The following is a 19785-nucleotide window of genomic DNA, read 5'->3' on the forward strand; positions in this document are numbered from 1 at the left end:
AATATTTTTATACCACTAAATTATGAAATTGTTTTTGGATAATCATTTTATTGCAAAGATTAAAAACTTTTCTTTAGCAATTGCATCGCTATTCATTGTTTATTCTTGTTCGACCAGCAAACCGCAATACGGGAAAAATGTTAGCGCCAACGAAACAGAAAACGCAACTGATACCCTAAAAATTGCACATACTTTTTTTCTTGTTGGTGATGCTGGAAATGCCGACGAAGAACAAGCACAGCAAACCTTAGAACTTTTACACCAAAAGCTAAAAAAAGCAAGTAAAAAATCGACACTTCTTTTCTTAGGCGATAATATTTATCCAAAAGGTTTTCCTAGTGATAATCATCCAGAAGACAAGGCTTTAGCCGAAACAAAACTCACGAATCAATTAAAACTGACGAAAGGTTTTAAAGGAAGAACAATCGTAATTCCAGGAAATCACGATTGGTACAGCGGTATCAAAGGTTTAGAACGCCAAGCCGATTTTGTAACGAAATATTTAAACGATAAAAAGGGTTTTCTGCCAAGAAAAACCTGCCCGATTGAAGATGTAAAAATTGATAGTGTAACAACATTGATAGCTGTTGATAGTGAATGGTTTCTGGAAGACTGGAACGATCATCCAACTATAAATGACAATTGCGAAATTAAAACCCGAGAAGATTTTTTTGAAGAATTAGAAAGTCTTTTAAACAAAAATCAAGAGAAAACAGTTGTTTTGGCGATTCACCATCCTTTATTAAGCAACGGAACTCACGGCGGGCAATTTTCATTAGAAAAACAATTATTTCCTTTAGAGCAAAAAATTCCGCTTCCTGTAATTGGCTCCTTCATTAATTTAGTGCGAAAAACATCTGGAGTTAGTCCGCAGGATATTCAGAATAAGCAATATACGATTTATGCTAAAAGAATTAAAACACTTTTGCAAAAGCAGAAAAATGTAATTGTAGTTTCTGGTCACGATCACAATCTGCAATTTATCAGCAAAGAAAATATCCAGCAGATTATTAGCGGTGCAGGATCAAAATCTGAAGCAGCAAGAGCCATCAATCCTTATGATTTTTCGTATGGCAAAAATGGTTATGCCACTTTGACTTTATTTAAAACCGGTGATGCAAAAGTTACTTTTTACGGAAATGAAAATAACAAAGAGAAAATGCTTTTTGAGCGCGAAATCATAAAAGCAAAAGAAATCAACTGGTCATCAGATATTCCGAATAAGTTTCCTTCAAAAGTGACCACTTCGATCTATTCTACAAAAATGACAGATAAGAGTGCGTTTCACCGATTTTTATTTGGAAAACATTACAGATACTATTATAGTTTGCCAATTGAAGCAAAAACTGCAACTGTAGATACGCTAAAAGGCGGTTTGAAACCTATTCGCGAAGGCGGTGGACATCAATCAGTTTCATTAAGAATGTCTGATCCTCAAGGTCGTGAATATGTGATGCGCGCCATGAAAAAAAGTGCTACGGTGTTTTTACAGTCCGTTGCTTTTAAAGATCAATATATTGTAAATGATTTTGATAAAACTTATGTAGAGGATTTCCTGTTTGATTTTTATACTACTTCTTACCCTTATTCTTCTTTTGTTATTGGCGATATGTCTGATAAAATTCGATTGAGACATACTAACCCGATTTTATATTATGTTCCGAAACAAAATGGTTTGGGCGAATTTAATGCAAGTTTTGGAGATCAATTGTATATGGTGGAAGAAAGACCGGCAGACAATCATCTTGACGGAAAAGATTTTGGCAAACCAAGCAATATTATCGGAACTGATGATATGATGCTGAATCTTCATAAAGATGAAAAATATACAGTTGATGAAAAAGAATACATAAAAGCGCGTTTGTTTGACATGCTTTTAGGAGATTGGGACAGACATAGCGATCAATGGCGCTGGGCTGAATATAAAGAAGACGGAAAAGTGATTTACAGACCAATTCCAAGAGATCGTGATCAGGCATTTGTGAAATATGACGGAGCGCTGCTTTCACTTTTGATGAATATCCCGGCATTGCGTCATATGAGAACTTTTAAAAATAAAATTGACAATGTAAAATGGTTAAGCAGAGAACCTTACCCAATGGATTTGGCTTTTTTAAGAACTTCTCAAGAAAAAGAATGGGTAGAACAGGCCAAATACATTCAAGAAAATTTAACTGATGCTGATATCGATCAGGCTTTCAAAAACTTACCAAAAGAAGTTCAAGATGGAACAATTGACGAAATCAAAACCAAACTGAAAAATAGAAAAAAGGATCTTCAGAAATATGCTCGTGAATATTCAGACGTTTTGAGCAAAACGGTTATGATGGCTGGAACGGATAAAAAAGACAAATTTGTTTTAAATCATAAGACGAAAAAAGAAATAGAAGTTCAAGTTTTCAGAGTTAAAAAAGAAGGCGATGAATTGCTTTATACCAAAACTGTAACTGATAATAAAACTAGAAATCTTTGGATTTACGGATTGGACGATAACGATACTTTTGAAGTAAAAGGAGATCAGAAATCGAGCATCAAAATTCGTTTGATTGGTGGTCAGAACAATGATGTTTACAACATTGAAAACGGAAGAAAGGTTATCGTTTACGATTTTAAATCAAAAGAAAACACGTATAATTTAGATTCTAAAACTCAGACACAACTAACAGACGATTACGATGTTAATTTGTACAATTACGAAAAACCAAAATACAATGTAATTTCTGGACTTCCGAATATTGGTTTCAATCCGGATGATGGTGTAAAAGTGGGAATCAATGTCAATTATACAGTTAATAATTTCAAACAAAATCCATATACACAACGCCATATTTTTAATGCATTTTATTATTTCGCTACTGGTGGTTTAGAATTTAACTATGCGGCACATTTCCCTGGTTTATTAGGAAAATGGGTTATAGATGTGGAATCGCTTTATACGACTCCAAATTTTGCGATGAATTATTTTGGATATGGAAATGAAGCGCAATACGATGACGAAGTAAGCATGGATTATAACCGTGTGCGTATCAGAAAATTCAATGCTTCGGGCGCTATCAGACACGTTGGAAGATATGGTAGCGAATTTAGTATTCAGCCAATTTTCCAGAGAATGACGGTTGAAGAAACTGAAAATCGATACATTGATATTCCGGGAATTGTAAATCCAGATGTATTTAACAGTCAGAATTTTGGAAGCTTAAAAGTTAAATATGTATTTAAGAATTCTGATTTTGCAGCAAAACCTACATTGGGAATGCATTTTATGATTGCTGGAACTTGGACGACAAATTTGGATGAAACCAAAAAGAATTTCCCAACGCTTGAAAGCATTTTAGGTTTTACGCATAAAATTGATCATAACGGAAAACTTATTCTGGCTACTTATTTAAAAGGTAAAGCTATTTTAAATAACAATTACGAATTTTATCAAGGTGCTTCATTAGGGGGCGATACCGATTTACGCGGATTTAGAAATGAGCGTTTTTTAGGAAGTTCTTATTTCTCTCAGAGTTCTGATTTACGTTTAAGCATTGGAAAAATCCAGCGCACGATTGTGCCAATGACATACGGAATCTTAGGTGGTTTCGATTACGGAAGAGTTTGGCTTGATGGCGAAAATTCTAAGAAATGGCACCAAGATTACGGCGGCGGACTTTGGTTGAACGCTATAAATGTTATTACAGCAAGAATCTCATACTTCAAATCTCCAGATGAAATCGGAAGGGTGATTTTTGGAGCGGCCTACAGTTTCTAAGGTTTTGCCACGAAGACACAAAGTCGCAAAGTTTTTTTTAGCCACGAATTCACGAATTATTTTATTTAGATTCGTGAATTCGTGGCTAACTTTTTTTGCTTCTAAGGTTTTGCCACAAAGGCACAAGACACAAAGTTTTTAGCCACGAATTCACGAATTATCATAAAAAAAAATTCGTGAATTCGTGGCTAACTTTTTCTTAGAAGCTTAGCATCTCAGAACCTTAGTGGCTTAGTGAAAACTCATACACCTTTCCTCCTACTTTATTTGTTTTTTCGTCGGCTATAAGTAAGGTGTTGTTGTCTTTAAAAACCATGGCTTCTTTTTGTGAGAAGTGGTTTAGATTCAATTCTGTTTGTTTTCCTTTATGAAATAAATCTCCTTTAAAATCTTTAAACAAAACAACTTTATCGTGACTCAATAAAGCTACTTTTTTTCCGTCTGGGCTAATAGTTGCACTTGTCAGAACGCAATGATTGTAATTGCTGCAAGTTTTAAATTCGCCAATTTTTACTGCTTTCTGAGTTCCTGCAGCATTTTTGATTTTGTAGATAAAAGCAGTTCCGTCAAAACCTTTACTTCTATTTTTGGTAAAAAGATAGAAATAGCCATTCAGTTCAAAAAAACCTTCTACATCATAAAACATTTCTTTTTTCTTTGGAGGAAATTCTTTTTGTTCTGGATACGAAAATGAAATTTTATATTCGGCTTTGGCCAAATCATTATGCAACTGATTTTTCGCTACTTTATAAATGCATAAATCTTTTCTTTCGTTATCATTATTTCCAAAATCGCCAATGTAGATATTTCCAGATTTATCTTTTGTAATATCTTCCCAATCAACATTTGTAGCATTAGAAATCGTAATCGTTTTACTTAATTTTCCTTCAGAATCAATTGCGTAAATAGCATTTTTATTCCCGCTGTCTTCTAGAGTATAAAGAGTTTTCGTTTCAGGAAAATAAGTAATTCCCGAAACTTCCTTTAATTTTTTCGGAAGCGAATACAGTTCTTTCAAATCAGAACCAGACTGCTTCTGGCAAGCTAATAGAACAATTGAACAGATAACTAAAAAAGACTTTTTCATATATTATTTTGTTTTTGAACCATATAAGTTATATAAGTTCAATTTAGCCAAGCTTAGCTAAAATTACTTATATAACTTATATGGTGAAAATTTTTAAACCAAGTTAGTGTTTTTAAAATTGCGAATGATAAACTCGAATGCGGCATGCATGACGTGTCCCATCGATTTTGCGTTTTTAAATTTCATGTCGTTCGTATAACGATACAATTCCATTTTTAATTGCATCAAATGTTCGTGTGTCGAAATGGTATCGTGGCACATAATATTCAAGAGCTTTTTAATTCTCGTTTCGGCTGAATGAATACGTTTTGCCAGAATCGCTCTTTCTTCGTCTTTATACTGGATAATCGAACGTTCTTCCAATTTCTCTTTAATTAATTGAATCATCGGAAAGTTTTCCTTGAAAAACTGCGGACGATACACTTTAAAATTTCCCTCGTAACATTGCTGGTCAAAATCGATTGGACGAATTTTATAGACAACTTGGTCAAAATCGTGAATTGGAACAATTACATAATTGTAAGCGCGCATGTCTCCCAAAAGACGAATCATACAACGCTCGTTAAATTTCACAAACTCTTTTGCAATCTGTGCTTTTTCCATTTCACTGCATTTATCCAGCAGCGTATCCATAAAAACATCACCGGGAATTCCGATAATATGCTCTTCGATCAAAGTATCTTTATAAACCAGAAAATTGATTTTATCTGGCGAAAGAATATCTTCCAACTCCAATCCGTAAATACGTGAAGCATCTGCTTTTTTAATATAAAAATGGACGTAATTGTCATTGAGAATATTTCGAACTTTAATTCTAAAAGGCTTCGAATTTCCGAAAGTACAGTAATCAATCGCATCGACATTCAAGAACTGAATAATCTCACTGTTACCATCAGAATGCAGAAGCGAATATATTTTCTTTAAATTTAAATCAATTTCATTGCGTTCAAATTCGCCGTAATACACTCGAATCCAAAGCGTATCGGTATCATGTTTATCGTAAACGTTTATAGAACCCGTAAAACGAAGCAAGTCATCATAAAACACAGAAACTTTAGAAATACGTTCGTATCGCTCTAAGTAACTTAAAAGTGGCTGTGTTAAAGGGTAAGACGGTTTTTTTAAAACCATTAAAGGCTCGCTCATTTTGAATATCTTTATTACAAATTTACATCAATACGATTTAATGTTAGAATTTAAAGTAACAAAAATCAAATTGGCTCGTCATACTAAAAACTAAAACCAGAAAAATTTGGAAACCATATTAACCATTGAGAATTTAAGCAAAAGATACGGCCGAATTCAGGCCTTGAAAAATGTATCTTTTCAAATACAAAAAGGTCGTGTTTATGGCATTCTAGGGCCAAACGGCAGCGGAAAATCGACTACATTAGGAATTGTTTTGAGCGTTGTCAATAAATCTTCTGGCAATTATCGCTGGTTTGACGGCACTATAGAAACGCACGAAGCTTTGAAAAAAGTTGGTGCGATTATAGAAAGACCAAATTTTTATCCGTACATGACGGCTGAGCAAAACTTGAAATTGGTTTGCAAAATCAAAAACATCAATTATTCTAAGGTTAACGAAAAACTGGAATTGGTTGGTTTGAGCGAAAGAAAAGACAGCAAATTCAGCACTTTTTCTTTAGGAATGAAACAGCGTCTGGCTATTGCATCAGCACTTTTAAACGACCCAGAAATTTTAATTTTAGATGAACCCACCAACGGATTAGATCCACAGGGAATTCATCAGATTCGAGATATTATTAAAAAAATTGCATCGCAGGGAACAACTATTTTACTCGCTTCTCATTTATTGGACGAAGTAGAAAAAGTTTGCTCGCAAGTAATTGTTTTAAGAAAAGGTGAAGTTTTGTATTCTGGCCCTGTTGACGGAATGTCTTCTAACGAAGGATTCTTTGAACTGCAGACAGATGATAATTCAATTTTGAAAACTATTTTACTAGAACATCCTTCAGTAGATCGAGTTACTGAAGAAGACGGAAAAGTTTTAGTTTACCTAAATTCAGATTTATCTGCTTCAGATTTAAATCAGTTTTTATTTTCTAAAAATATTGTTTTAAGCCATTTAGTAAAACGAAAAAACAGTTTAGAAGCTCAATTTTTAGAATTAACCAAAAACGCAATCGCTCAAAAAAACTAAACCATGAAAAGACTTCTCTCTATAGAATTGCAAAAAATCTGGATGAACAAAGCCAGCCGTGTATTAACCTTAACTTATTTTGTTTTACTTTCTTTTATCGCTCTTATTGCAGCCATAAAATTTGATATCGGAGTTTTTAAATTTCATTTGGCCGAAATGGGAATCTTTAATTTTCCATTTATCTGGCATTTTAATACGTATGTAGCGGCTTGGCTGAAATTCTTTTTAGCGATTGTAATCGTTTCGATGATGGCGAATGAATATAGCTACGGAACTTTAAAACAGAATTTAATTGATGGTCTTAGCAAAAAGGAATTTATTTTATCTAAATTCTTAACTGTAGTCTTATTTGCTTTTGGATCTACTGTTTTCGTTTTTATCATGAGTTTGCTTTTAGGCTTATCTTTTTCTTCTTATACCGAATTTGGAATCATTTTTACTGACTTAGATTATCTTTTAGCCTTCTTTGTCAAACTAACTGGATTCTTTTCTTTCTGTCTGTTTTTAGGAATCTTAGTAAAACGTTCTGCATTTGCACTTGGTTTCCTTTTAGTTTGGAGTATCATTGAAGCAATTGCGAGAGGAACTTTAGCTTTTAAAATTTTCCCAAATAGTGATACTGACAAAATAATTACACAGTTTTTCCCTTTAGAATCAATGTCAAATTTGATTGTTAATCCCGGCCCGAGGCTGTCTGTAGTTAAAAATATTGGAACTCAAATCGGAATTAACACAGAAGGCGATTTTAGCGTCGATTATTCTGCTGTTTTAATTGTTTTAGCGTGGACTTTTGTGTTTGTTTATTTTTCTTACAAATTATTAAAAAATAGAGATTTGTAGTATATTTGTTACTATGAGTCACCTAAGAATTTTTCTATTTTTCATTTTGTGCTGTTTTTGCCATAAAATCAGTGCGCAGAATATTTCTGTTAATCCAACAGCAACACCTGTAGATTTAATTCAAAATGTTTTAATAAATAGTTCTTGTATTGATACCGAAAGTGTAAATGCAACCGGCAACCCTACTCCAAATGAGCAGAGTTACGGTTCTTTCACTGCTGGTCCAAACTTTCCTTTTGCTAGCGGAATCGTTTTAAGCACTTCGCCTAGTGTAAAAGCTCAAGGACCTTACATTCAGCAAGATTCTAAAGGTACGCAAGTTCGAAATTGGGATGGTGATACAGATCTTAATACTGCCTTAGGAATTAATAACAGTACGCAAGCAACAGTTTTAGAGTTTGATTTTATAGCATTGACCAATTCTATTAGCTTTAATTATATTTTTGCTTCGAATGAATATCAGAATAATTTTCCCTGTATTTATTCAGATGGATTCGCTTTCTTAATTAAAGAAGCTGGAACCACTGATAATTATAAAAATCTTGCCGTTTTGCCGAATACCACAATAGCAGTTTCGGCTACAACCGTTCATCCTAAAATCAATACTGTCAACAACAGTCAAGGAATACCTTTGGTTGGGTGTGAGGCTGTAAACGAAAACTACTTTAACGGCTATAATACTGTAGCAAGCCCTATTAATTATGCGGGACAGACCGTAGTAATGAATGCCTATACAGAGGTAACTCCAAATAAAACATACCATCTAAAAATGGTAATTGCCGATGATGCTACAAGACAATACAATTCGGCGGTTTTTATTGAAGCGGGCAGTTTTGTAACTAAAATAAATTTTGGAGAAGACCGAACCGTTGCCAATAATAATCCTGTTTGCTTTGCCGAAAATTTTGTTTTAGACACACATCTAAACGCAGCCAATTATACTTTTAAATGGTTTAAAAAAGATGCATCTAATAATTACGTTCAAATTCTAGGCGCAACATCTTCTACTTATGCTATACCATCAACTGGAACTTATAAAGTTGAAGTGAACCTAAACACCACAACCTGTATTTCCGTTGGAGAAATTACTGTCGAGTTTTCTTCTGAAATTGCTAAAACCAATACTTCTTTACTACAATGTGATGACGATAGTGATGGATTTACGATTTTTGATCTGACTAAAGTAGCTAACATTGTAAAAAACAATAACCCTCAGATCACCAATCAAGGGTATTATGAAACTTTGGCAGACGCGCAAGCTAAAACAAATCCGATTTCAAATCCGCAACGTTATACCAACAAAACTCCAAATCAAATTGTTTTTGCAAGAATTGAAAATAGTTTTGGCTGCAGCACAACAGCAGAAATCACGTTAAATGTTTCTAATACTGTTATTCCAAATCAACCTGCAGTAGAAACTTGTGATGAAGATGCAATACAAGACGGTTTATATCAATTTAATTTACAAGATCAAGTAACGCCTCAAATTTTATCTGGTTTGCCTGCAGGACTCGTAATCGATTATTTCTTAACTGCTTCAGATGCTATTACAGAAACAAATAAGTTAGACAATATTTTTAAAAATACAACTCCAAATAGCCAGACTATTTACGCACGCGCTGCAAATGGTTCAGATTGTTATGATATAGCTCCTGTAGAATTAATTGTGCACACTTTTGATCCGCCTAATTTTGAAGAGGAAACACGTTATTTATGCAAAGGCGATGAAATGACTTTAACAGTAGCTACCGGTTTTAGCAGTTATACTTGGACTAATAATGACAGCACTACAAATACAGCATTCATTAATAGCGCGGGAGATTACTCTGTAACTGTAACAGATCTAAATGGCTGCGAAAAAACTAAAAATTTCAAAATCATTTTATCTGAACCTGCTACAATTACTGGAGCAGATGTAAAAGATTTTTCTGGAACCGACAATACCGTACAAATTAAATATACTGGTGTTGGAAATTATGAATTTTCTCTTGACGGAATCGTTTATCAAGACAGTCCGACTTTTACTCAAGTTGTTCCAGGAGTTTATAATGCAATTGCCAGAGACAAAAACGGCTGTGGTCCGTCTAATACATTTTTAATCTATGTCTTAGATTATCCGCGTTTCTTTACTCCAAATGGAGATGGAATCAATGATTTATGGGTAATTAAAGATATGGATCAAATGCCGAATTACACTATTTCTATTTTTGATCGCTACGGAAAATTATTAAAACAAATGACTCAAACCGGCACAGGCTGGAATGGACTTTTCAACGGTAGAGAAATGCCTTCAGACGATTATTGGTTTACGCTGCTTTTTGTTAACGGAAAAAATGTAAAAGGACATTTTAGTTTGAAAAGATAACTTTTTAGGAAATTCCAAATTCTCAAAATTCCAAATCCCAATCCTGAATCTCAAATTTAAAATTTAAAATTTGAAACTCTCAAGATTTCAAATTCCAAGCTGAACTTGAAACTTTAAACCTGAAACATTAAACTAAAATGTGTCTGAAAAAAAGAATCCCAAACTCCTTGATGGAATTTGGGATTTTTATTTTGAAAGTTAAACCGAATTAGATTTTGTATCTTTTTCTATCTGTTTCACTTAGGTAAATTTTTCTTAAACGTAAAGATTTTGGAGTAACTTCAACATATTCATCTTTTTGAATGTACTCTAAAGCTTCTTCTAATGAGAATTTGATAGCAGGAATAATTCTAGCTTTATCATCAGCTCCAGAAGAACGTACGTTAGAAAGTTTTTTCGTTTTAGTAACGTTAACTGTCATATCGTCGCTACGAGTATTTTCTCCAATTACCTGACCTTCATAGATATCCTCGTTTGGATCAACGAAGAATTTACCACGATCTTGTAATTTATCGATAGAATAAGGAATAGCTTTTCCGTTTTCCATAGAGATTAATGAACCGTTGTTACGTCCAGGAATTTCTCCTTTGTATGGCTCATATCCGATAAAACGGTGCGCCATGATAGCCTCACCAGCAGTAGCAGTAAGCAATTGATTTCTTAAACCAATGATTCCACGAGATGGAATGTTGAATTTAATAATCATACGCTCTCCTTTACCTTCCATAGAAAGCATTTCTCCTTTACGGATTGTTACGAATTCAACCGCTCTACCTGAAAGATTTTCTGGTAAGTCGATAGTTAATTCCTCAATTGGCTCACATTTAACACCATCAATTTCTTTGATGATAACTTGTGGCTGACCAATTTGAAGCTCATAACCTTCTCTTCTCATAGTTTCAATAAGAACAGATAAGTGAAGTACTCCACGGCCAAAAACCATGAATTTATCAGCAGAATCAGTTTCTCCAACTTTCATCGCTAAGTTTTTCTCCAACTCTTTTGTTAATCTTTCACGGATGTGACGAGAAGTAACAAATTTACCTTCTTTACCAAAGAAAGGAGAATCGTTAATCGTAAACAACATACTCATTGTTGGCTCATCGATAGCGATTGTTTGTAAAGCTTCAGGGTTTTCGAAGTCAGCGATAGTATCACCAATTTCAAAACCTTCAATACCTACAACAGCACAAATATCTCCAGCAACAACTTCTTCCACTTTTCTACGGCCAAGACCTTCAAAAGTGTGTAATTCTTTAATTCTAGATTTGATTACTTTACCATCTCTTTTTACCAAAGAAATTGGCATTCCTTCTTTTAAAGTACCTCTTTCAAGACGTCCGATAGCGATACGACCTGTAAAAGAAGAGAAATCTAAAGAAGTAATCAACATTTGTGGAGTACCTTCAGAAACTTTTGGAGCTGGCACATTAGCAATAACCATATCTAATAATGGCTCAATGTTTTCTGTTTGGTTTTTCCAATCATCAGACATCCAGTTGTTTTTTGCAGAACCATAAACCGCTGGGAAATCCAACTGCTCTTCAGTAGCACCTAATTCAAACATTAAGTCAAAAACTTTTTCGTGAACTTCTTCAGGAGTACAGTTTTCTTTGTCTACTTTATTGATTACTACGCAAGGCTTCAAACCTAAGTCAATAGCTTTTTGTAAAACGAAACGAGTCTGTGGCATTGGACCTTCAAAAGCATCCACTAACAAACATACACCATCGGCCATGTTCAACACACGTTCTACTTCACCTCCAAAATCGGCGTGGCCAGGAGTGTCAATAATATTGATTTTTGTTCCTTTATATTGAACAGAAACGTTTTTAGAAGTAATAGTAATACCTCTCTCACGCTCTAAATCGTTATTATCTAAGATTAAATCACCTGTGTTTTCGTTTTCACGAAATAACTGACAGTGATACATAATTTTATCAACCAAAGTGGTTTTACCGTGATCGACGTGGGCAATAATTGCAATGTTTCTAATAGATTCCATCTGTGATTTTTAATGGGCGCAAAGGTACACTTTATTTTCTAAAAAAAAACGTTTCTAACATAGTTTGCGTATATACAATCAATTAGTTAATATAAAACATCAAAATATCGGTTTCAAAATGGCATTAACATACGTTTAGTTATAGTTAAATTAACTATATTTGAGGTGATGAAAAGTAAAACTCTCCAAATTACTCTTATTTATATAATCATCTCGATAATTATGGCAGTGATATGTCATAAATTACTCACAACCTACTTTTCTTCTTCAGAATATCTTTTTCTTTCTTTATTAAAAGACATTGCTTTTATTTTAATTACTGGCCTAGTTTTCAGTTTTATTCTTTCAAAAAACGAAAAAAGAAACATCACCATCTTTGAAAAGTTAAACAAAACTAACGAAGAAATAGAAGAGTCAAATGAGAAGTACGACATTGTAGCAAAAGCAACAAGCGATACCATTTGGGACTGGAAAATTCAAGAGGATAGCATTAATTGGAACAAAGGAATTGAAGGTGTTTTTGGTTATGACCCAAAAGAAGTAGGCAAAACTTCTAAATGGTGGTTTGATAAAATTCATCCGGAAGACAGCATCCGAATGTCCATAAAATTATACTCTTTTATAGAACAAAAAACCGAAAAATGGCAAGATCAGTACCGTTTTAGATGTGCAGATGGTTCGTATAAATATGTTTTGGACCGAGGTTTTTTATTAAAAGATGAAAACGGAAGAGCCATCAGAATGATTGGTGCAATTCAGGATATTACAAAACAAAAAGAAGAAGAACAGCGATTAAAACTTTTAGAAACAGTAATTACTCAATCTAAAGATTCTATTTTAATTACCGAAGCCAATTCATCAGAAAGAAGAATACCAAAAATAGTTTATGTGAATCCTGCTTTTTCTCAAATGTCAGGTTATCAATCCAATGAAATTATAGGAAAATCCCCAAACATTTTTAAAGGGCCAAAATCTGATTCTGATGAATTAAAAAAACTTTTAAGAGCCATAAAAAATGAGGAAGAATGTCTCATAGAAACCATTACATATACCAAAAATAAAGAAGAATATTGGGTACGTTTTTCTATGATTCCGATTTTTAACAATGAAGGAGTAATTTCGCACTGGATTTCTATACAGCGCGATATTACAGATGAGAAAAAACTCGAAACAGAAAAAGAACATCTTATTCGAGAACTGACACAAAACAACAAAGACTTAAAGCAATTCTCTTACATCACTTCACACAATCTTAGAGCGCCGCTTTCTAATTTAATCGGTTTGTTAAATTTGATAGAAGACATTCCGATAGAAAATGAAGAACTTCAAGAAATTTTAGCCGGATTTACAAAATCGACTCACTTGCTAAACGAAACCATCAACGATTTAGTAAAAGTTATTATTATTAAAGACAATCCTTCTATGCAAAAAGAAGAAGTATCTTTAAAAGAGGTTTTTGAAAATGTTTTTAGCCAGCTTTCCTTTCAAATTGAATTACACAAACCAATAATTAAGCTTAAATTTGATAAAGTCCCAGAACTTATTACCAACAAAGCTTATATTGAAAGTATATTATTAAATCTGCTTACCAATTCTATAAAATACAAATCAGAAAACAGAAAACTAAAAATATCTATAACAGCCGAGCAAATAGAACAAAAAACAATTTTAACCTTTAAGGACAACGGAATCGGAATTGACTTGGAAAGAAATCGCGATAAAGTATTCGGACTTTATCAAAGATTCCACAATTACCCTGACAGCAAAGGATTAGGATTATATCTTGTAAAATCTCAGGTAGAAACGATGGGCGGCACAATCTCTATCGACAGCGAGGTCAATAAAGGAACTACATTTACCATAACATTTAAAAATTAATTATTATGCTTGAGCAGATTTTATGCATTGATGATGACCCTATCACATTGATGTTATGCAAAAAAGTAATTTCAAAATCTTCATTTTCTCATGAAGTTATTACAGCTCAAAACGGCGAAGAAGCTCTTCATCATTTCAATGTATTAAAGTACACCAACGATAAAGCAAAAATAAGACCCGAATTAATTTTTTTAGATTTAAACATGCCTATTATGGGCGGATGGGAGTTTTTAGATCATTTTACCTCTCCAGATTATAAAGAATTTAATACTGTTCCTGTAATCGTACTATCTTCAACTATTGACCCTGAAGATCTTGCTAAGGCAAAAAAATATCCTATTATAATAGATTTTCTTTCAAAACCTATTACACTGCCAATGCTGGAATACCTTAAAAAGAAAATAGATTTATAAGTTCTGAAAATTCCAAATTCCAAAATTTTTTAAATTCTCAATAAAAAAATTCCAAATTCCAACTTTACAAAAATTGGAATTTGGAATTTTTTTATTGGAATTTCATTTCCATCTATAACAAAAAAGTCCTCTAAAAAGAGGACTTTTGTATATCTAACAATTGTATTAATTACAATTTAGCAACATGTTTAGTTAACTTAGACTTCAAGTTAGAAGCTTTATTGTCATGAATGATGTTCTTTTTAGCTAATTTATCAATCATAGAGATTACAGTTGATAATTTTGCAGTAGCATCAGATTTATCAGTAGCTAATCTTAAAGCTTTGATAGCGTTACGAGTAGTTTTGTGCTGATATCTGTTAAGAACTCTTCTTTTTTCGTTACTTCTGATTCTTTTTAATGCTGACTTATGATTTGCCATTTTCTTTTAATTTTAGATGTAATAATTATTATAAATACTAGTTAAAAAAGAAAAACCTCCCACAATTATAAAAACAATCACTTTGGTTTTAACTAATAAAATAAAAACCGAGACACCAATCTTTATTTTACAAAACTTATTTACAACTAATTTTGTAGTCTGTAAGGGAATCGAACCCCTGTTACCAGGACGAAAGCCTGGAGTCCTAACCCCTAGACGAACAGACCGTTTCTTCTAAGTTACCTTCAATTTAAATAAAATTGAAGTTGTAGTCCGTGGGGGAATCGAACCCCCCTTACCAGGATGAAAACCTGGCGTCCTAACCGATAGACGAACGGACCATTATATCAAGTTAAAGAACTTAAAATTGCAGAAAAAAAAGTAGTCCGTGGGGGAATCGAACCCCCCTTACCAGGATGAAAACCTGGCGTCCTAACCGATAGACGAACGGACCGTGTATTTCTCTAATGCGGATGCAAAGATACATCTATTTTTTAGTTGCACAATAGTTGATACAAAAAAAAATATTTTTTTTTAATATGCCTTAGCAAAAAACACTCTTTTAGAAGAAGGTTTCCCAGTAAACACACAGGTTCCCGCCTCTTCAACAGCATCCAAAGGAATGCAACGAATAGTCGCTTTTGTCAACTCTTTTATCTTTTCTTCTGTCTCAGCAGTTCCGTCCCAGTGAGCAGACAAAAAGCCTCCTTTTCCTTCTAAAACTTCTTTAAATTCCTCAAAACTATTTACTTCCGTAATATGAGTATTGCGATAATCTAATGCTTTTGCAAATAAATCAGTTTGAATCTGCTCTAAAAGATCATTTACGTGTTCAACGATTTTTTCGCCAGCAACCACTTCTTTTGTCAAATTATCTCTTCTTGCCACCTCAAAAGTTCCGTTTTCTAAATCTTTTGGACCAACAGCAATTCGAACAGGAACTCCTTTCAATTCCCATTCTGCAAATTTAAATCCTGGCTTTTGAGTTGTTCTATCATCAAATTTAACTGTGATTTTTAATTTTCTCAATTTAGCCGTTAAGTCCTTAACCGCTTCTGAAATTTGAGCCAATTGTTCATCAGTCTTATATATAGGAACAATTACTACTTGTATTGGAGCTAAATTTGGAGGCAATACTAACCCTTGGTCATCAGAATGCGTCATGATAAGCGCACCCATTAAACGAGTAGATACTCCCCAAGAAGTTCCCCAAACATGTTCTTGTTTTCCTTCAGCATTAGCAAACTTAACGTCAAATGCTTTTGCAAAGTTTTGCCCTAAAAAGTGAGATGTACCAGCTTGCAACGCCTTTCCGTCTTGCATCAATGCCTCAATGCAATAGGTTTCATCTGCTCCGGCAAAACGTTCTGTCTCGGTTTTAAAGCCTTTTACTACTGGAATTGCCATAAAATTTTCAGCAAAATCAGCATAAACGTTCATCATTTTTTCTGATTCTTCAATTGCCTCATCTTTTGTTGCGTGAGCCGTATGCCCTTCCTGCCATAAAAACTCAGCAGTTCTCAAGAACAAACGCGTACGCATTTCCCATCGAACCACATTTGCCCATTGATTAATTAATAAAGGTAAATCTCTGTAAGACTGCACCCATCCTTTATATGTAGACCAGATAATTGCTTCACTTGTTGGACGAACGATAAGCTCCTCCTCTAATCTTGCATTTGGATCAACCATTAATTTCCCTGGTCTCTCCTCATCATTTTTTAATCTGTAATGCGTTACTACCGCACATTCTTTTGCAAATCCCTCAGCATTCTTCTCCTCCGCCTCAAACATGCTTTTCGGCACAAACAAAGGAAAATAAGCATTTTGATGTCCAGTTTCTTTGAACATACGATCTAACTCAGCTTGCATTTTTTCCCAAATAGCATATCCGTATGGTTTTATTACCATACAGCCTCTAACTCCTGAATTTTCAGCTAGATCTGCCTTAACAACCAGTTCGTTATACCATTTCGAATAATCTTCTGATCTTGTAGTGAGGTTCTTACTCATATTATATATTTTGGCACAAATTTTGTTTTATACAATTTTAACTAAATAGTTTGACAAAACTAACTAATTTTGTAATGTGCAACAATAAAAAACACCACAGATATGAAAACTTACCTTTCACTCCGCCAAAACTCTAATCATTTTTACTTAATTGGATTACTGAGTTTATTGCTTACATCATGTGGTTCTTACCAAAATTCATCTTATTATGATAATGATGGCGTTTATGGTGGTGGTACATCAGTAAAATATGTACAAACCGGAACAAACAACCAATACAAAGAATATTTCAGATCGCTTCAAGACGATGATCAGCCAACTGAAATATTTACTGACGTTGATAACTATACTAATTATTCTGAAAACGACAGCACGCAAACTGCTTCTGTAGGTTATCCTGCATGGGGAAGTAGCAGTTCTGAAGTTTCTGTAAACCTTTACTCTACTCCATCATGGTCATTCGGATTCGGAATGGGTTATCCATATTACGGATGGGGTTATGGAGGCTACTGGGGATGGGGATACCCATATTATGGTTGGGGATACCCAGGATATTGGGGACCAGGCTGGGGCTATCCAGGATATTGGGGAGGTGGCTACTACGGCTACAACAACTATAGCTATTCTTACGGAAGAAGAGGTTCTGCTGGCTATTACGGAGACCGCAACTACGCTTACAACAGAAATTACTCTTCTGGCAGAGGCTATGCGACCAACAGAAATTATACAACTAATAGAAACTACACTACCAATAGAGGAAATTACACCACAAACAGAGGAAGCTATACAACTAACAGAAATTACACCACAAATAGATCATCTAACGGTTATACAGATTTCAGAAGAAGCTCTAATGTAAACGGCAGAACAACAAGTCCTACTTTTACCAACAGAAGCAATTCAAACTCTAACTATAGCAACGGTACCTATAGCAACAGAAGGTCATACAACAATAGCGGAAACACAACAACAAACAGAAGCTACACACCAAGCAGCAATAGCGGTTCGTCAAGAAGCTACACTCCCAGCAGCCCTTCTCGTTCAATGAACAGCAGTGGCGGAGGCGGAAGTATGAGATCATCTGGCGGTGGCGGCGGCGGAATGAGATCTGGCGGTGGCGGTGGAGGAAGAAGATAATTTTTTCAGCCCACTAAAATTCTAATTTAAACTTATCAAAATGAAAAAAATACTTTTCCTATTTATAACAGGACTAACTGTCAGCGCGTCATATTCACAAGAAGTTTCAGATGCTTTGCGTTATTCACAAGAAAATCTTACCGGAACTGCACGTTATAGAGCAATGAGCGGTGCCTTTGGAGCTGTTGGAGGAGATATATCTGCCTTGAGTGTTAACCCTGCTGGATCTGCCATTTTCAACAGCAACCAAGTTGGAGTAACTTTTAGTAATCAGAATGTGAAAAATAACTCTAATTACTTTGGCACTCAAACTTCTGATAAAGAAAACTCTTTTATTTTAAATCAAGCTGGTGGTGTATTTGTATTTAAAGACAATAACCCAAACAACGGCTGGAATAAAATCGCAATTGGTGCAACTTACGAAAACACTAATAATTTTGACAATCAAGTTTTTTCAGCTGGAACAAATCCTACTAATTCTGTAGATGGCTACTTTTTAGATTATGCAAACGGGATCCGCTTACAAGATATTGACGGCTTAGATTATAGAGATTTAAATTATAGAGAACAGCAAGCCTACATGGGATATTGGGGACATGTAATTGACCCAGCTGCTCTTGACCCAAACAATACAGAATATATAAGTAATGTTCCTGCTGGCGGAAATTACTATCAAGAAAACGAAGTTTACACTAGAGGCTACAATAGCAAATTAGGTTTCAATATCGCAACTTCATATAAAGACAAATTGTACTTTGGAGCCAATTTAAACGTTCACGTGACAGACTACAGAAGAACAACAAGCTTCTACGAAGACAATGACAATCCATTACAGCCATATGAAACGATTTCAAACTTACGTTTCAACAATGAACTTTATACTTATGGAAATGGTTTTTCTTTCCAGCTTGGAGCAATAGGAAAAGTAACCGACAATTTTAGACTTGGTGTTGCTTACGAATCAAACACTTGGTACGAGCTGTACGACGAAACTTCTCAAAGTATATACACAACTAGGCAAGCTGACGGAGGACCTGCATTAAACGCTAATGTAAATCCTAATGTTATAAATGTTTACGAATCTTACACTTTACAAACTCCAGACAAATGGACTTTTAGCGCTGCATACGTATTTGGAAAATCAGGTTTATTAAGCATTGATTATGGCATCAGAAACTACGGAAACAGTAAATTCAAACCTACAAACGACGCTGGTTTTAGAGAAATAAACAGCGACATCAGCAATACTTTAACTAGCACAGGCGAGCTTCGAATTGGTGGTGAATACAAAATCAAACAATTAAGTTTAAGAGGCGGATACCGTTATGAAGGAAGTCCGTACAAAAATGGAATTACTGTTGGAGAATTAAACAGTTATTCTGCTGGTTTAGGTTATAGTTTTGGTGCTACCAAATTAGATTTAGCTTACTCTTATTTAGAAAGAAAATCAAATCAAGGTTTTTTCTCAAGAGGATTTACAGATGGAGCTGAAATCAAGTCTAAATTAAACAATGTCACTATGACTTTATTATTCGAATTGTAATTAAAAATCAAAATAAATGATTGAAAATTTCCGTCAGGTTTTACTTGACGGATTTTTTTTAGCCTTAAAAAATCTAATTCTCAAAACGTAATTCAAGATTTGAAAGCCCGAAAGCTCAGGCAACTTCATAAAAAACAGCTAAAACAAACTGCAAACTAGTGTGGT

General features: G+C 34.2%; 13 protein-coding genes and 3 tRNA genes. 8 read left to right on the plus strand and 8 right to left on the minus strand.

Features of this window, described 5'->3' with window-relative positions; genetic code table 11:
• Nucleotides 1-22 precede the first annotated feature (22 nt).
• On the plus strand, nt 23-3754 hold the full coding sequence (locus Q9Q97_RS08150; protein ID WP_306156066.1) for a metallophosphoesterase: 3732 nt from the start codon (nt 23-25) through the stop codon (nt 3752-3754).
• 223 nt (nt 3755-3977) lie between these two features.
• On the opposite strand, the gene Q9Q97_RS08155 is transcribed toward Q9Q97_RS08150, so the two are convergent.
• Nucleotides 3978-4841 (minus strand): SdiA-regulated domain-containing protein, encoded by an 864-nt coding sequence (locus Q9Q97_RS08155; protein WP_306156067.1) that lies wholly within the window; start codon nt 4839-4841, stop codon nt 3978-3980.
• Nucleotides 4842-4934: 93 nt separating this feature from the next.
• Nucleotides 4935-5987, minus strand: coding sequence for a hypothetical protein (locus Q9Q97_RS08160; protein WP_306156068.1), 1053 nt, complete (start codon nt 5985-5987; stop codon nt 4935-4937).
• 106 nt (nt 5988-6093) lie between these two features.
• Here Q9Q97_RS08160 and Q9Q97_RS08165 point away from each other — a divergent pair, with 106 nt between their 5' ends.
• Genes Q9Q97_RS08165 through Q9Q97_RS08175 form a run of 3 tightly spaced genes read left to right on the plus strand, consistent with a single transcriptional unit; the run spans nt 6094 to nt 10210 of the window.
• On the plus strand, nt 6094-7005 hold the full coding sequence (locus Q9Q97_RS08165) for an ABC transporter ATP-binding protein (RefSeq protein ID WP_306156069.1): 912 nt from the start codon (nt 6094-6096) through the stop codon (nt 7003-7005).
• 3 nt (nt 7006-7008) lie between these two features.
• Nucleotides 7009-7845 carry an ABC transporter permease gene (locus Q9Q97_RS08170; RefSeq protein ID WP_306156070.1) on the plus strand — a complete coding sequence of 279 codons (837 nt, stop codon included), beginning with the start codon at nt 7009-7011 and terminating at the stop codon, nt 7843-7845.
• Between the two features lie 13 nt (nt 7846-7858).
• Nucleotides 7859-10210: a T9SS type B sorting domain-containing protein gene (locus tag Q9Q97_RS08175; protein ID WP_306156071.1), complete on the plus strand. Its 2352-nt coding sequence runs from the start codon at nt 7859-7861 to the stop codon at nt 10208-10210.
• A gap of 208 nt (nt 10211-10418) precedes the next feature.
• Here the strand turns inward: Q9Q97_RS08175 and typA are convergent, their stop codons facing one another.
• Complete coding sequence (typA, locus tag Q9Q97_RS08180) at nt 10419-12215, minus strand: translational GTPase TypA (protein WP_306156072.1); 1797 nt, start codon at nt 12213-12215, stop codon at nt 10419-10421.
• 222 nt (nt 12216-12437) lie between these two features.
• Here typA and Q9Q97_RS08185 point away from each other — a divergent pair, with 222 nt between their 5' ends.
• Nucleotides 12438-14093, plus strand: coding sequence for a PAS domain-containing sensor histidine kinase (locus tag Q9Q97_RS08185; RefSeq protein ID WP_306156073.1), 1656 nt, complete (start codon nt 12438-12440; stop codon nt 14091-14093).
• A 5-nt stretch (nt 14094-14098) separates the two neighbouring features.
• Nucleotides 14099-14506 carry a response regulator gene (locus Q9Q97_RS08190; protein ID WP_306156074.1) on the plus strand — a complete coding sequence of 136 codons (408 nt, stop codon included), beginning with the start codon at nt 14099-14101 and terminating at the stop codon, nt 14504-14506.
• 169 nt (nt 14507-14675) lie between these two features.
• Here the strand turns inward: Q9Q97_RS08190 and rpsT are convergent, their stop codons facing one another.
• The 5 genes from rpsT to proS form a co-directional block, all read right to left on the minus strand.
• A complete protein-coding gene (gene rpsT, locus Q9Q97_RS08195; protein ID WP_089052957.1) occupies nt 14676-14927 on the minus strand; it encodes a 30S ribosomal protein S20 in 252 nt (83 codons plus the stop codon).
• Nucleotides 14928-15082: 155 nt separating this feature from the next.
• Nucleotides 15083-15154 (minus strand) — tRNA-Glu (locus Q9Q97_RS08200).
• A gap of 42 nt (nt 15155-15196) precedes the next feature.
• Nucleotides 15197-15268, minus strand: a tRNA-Glu gene (locus Q9Q97_RS08205).
• Between the two features lie 41 nt (nt 15269-15309).
• Nucleotides 15310-15381 (minus strand) — tRNA-Glu (locus tag Q9Q97_RS08210).
• An 80-nt stretch (nt 15382-15461) separates the two neighbouring features.
• Nucleotides 15462-16940 carry a proline--tRNA ligase gene (proS, locus tag Q9Q97_RS08215; RefSeq protein ID WP_306156075.1) on the minus strand — a complete coding sequence of 493 codons (1479 nt, stop codon included), beginning with the start codon at nt 16938-16940 and terminating at the stop codon, nt 15462-15464.
• A 102-nt stretch (nt 16941-17042) separates the two neighbouring features.
• Here proS and Q9Q97_RS08220 point away from each other — a divergent pair, with 102 nt between their 5' ends.
• Together Q9Q97_RS08220 and Q9Q97_RS08225 are read left to right on the plus strand one after the other, a co-directional pair.
• Nucleotides 17043-18077 (plus strand): hypothetical protein, encoded by a 1035-nt coding sequence (locus Q9Q97_RS08220; RefSeq protein ID WP_306156076.1) that lies wholly within the window; start codon nt 17043-17045, stop codon nt 18075-18077.
• A 40-nt stretch (nt 18078-18117) separates the two neighbouring features.
• Nucleotides 18118-19620: an OmpP1/FadL family transporter gene (locus tag Q9Q97_RS08225; RefSeq protein WP_306156077.1), complete on the plus strand. Its 1503-nt coding sequence runs from the start codon at nt 18118-18120 to the stop codon at nt 19618-19620.
• Nucleotides 19621-19785: the final 165 nt, after the last annotated feature.

Source organism: Flavobacterium sp. DG2-3, from assembly GCF_030730925.1.
Lineage (GTDB): Bacteria > Bacteroidota > Bacteroidia > Flavobacteriales > Flavobacteriaceae > Flavobacterium.

What these genes read in the sequence shown, in the direction of transcription:
- Q9Q97_RS08150 (WP_306156066.1), top strand. Translation starts at nt 23, where the DNA reads ATGAAATTGTTTTTGGATAATCATTTTATTGCAAAGATTAAAAACTTT.
- Q9Q97_RS08155 (WP_306156067.1), bottom strand. Translation starts at nt 4,841, where the DNA reads ATGAAAAAGTCTTTTTTAGTTATCTGTTCAATTGTTCTATTAGCTTGC.
- Q9Q97_RS08160 (WP_306156068.1), bottom strand. Translation starts at nt 5,987, where the DNA reads ATGAGCGAGCCTTTAATGGTTTTAAAAAAACCGTCTTACCCTTTAACA.
- Q9Q97_RS08170 (WP_306156070.1), top strand. Translation starts at nt 7,009, where the DNA reads ATGAAAAGACTTCTCTCTATAGAATTGCAAAAAATCTGGATGAACAAA.
- Q9Q97_RS08175 (WP_306156071.1), top strand. Translation starts at nt 7,859, where the DNA reads ATGAGTCACCTAAGAATTTTTCTATTTTTCATTTTGTGCTGTTTTTGC.
- typA (WP_306156072.1), bottom strand. Translation starts at nt 12,215, where the DNA reads ATGGAATCTATTAGAAACATTGCAATTATTGCCCACGTCGATCACGGT.
- Q9Q97_RS08185 (WP_306156073.1), top strand. Translation starts at nt 12,438, where the DNA reads ATGGCAGTGATATGTCATAAATTACTCACAACCTACTTTTCTTCTTCA.
- Q9Q97_RS08190 (WP_306156074.1), top strand. Translation starts at nt 14,099, where the DNA reads ATGCTTGAGCAGATTTTATGCATTGATGATGACCCTATCACATTGATG.
- rpsT (WP_089052957.1), bottom strand. Translation starts at nt 14,927, where the DNA reads ATGGCAAATCATAAGTCAGCATTAAAAAGAATCAGAAGTAACGAAAAA.
- proS (WP_306156075.1), bottom strand. Translation starts at nt 16,940, where the DNA reads ATGAGTAAGAACCTCACTACAAGATCAGAAGATTATTCGAAATGGTAT.
- Q9Q97_RS08220 (WP_306156076.1), top strand. Translation starts at nt 17,043, where the DNA reads ATGAAAACTTACCTTTCACTCCGCCAAAACTCTAATCATTTTTACTTA.
- Q9Q97_RS08225 (WP_306156077.1), top strand. Translation starts at nt 18,118, where the DNA reads ATGAAAAAAATACTTTTCCTATTTATAACAGGACTAACTGTCAGCGCG.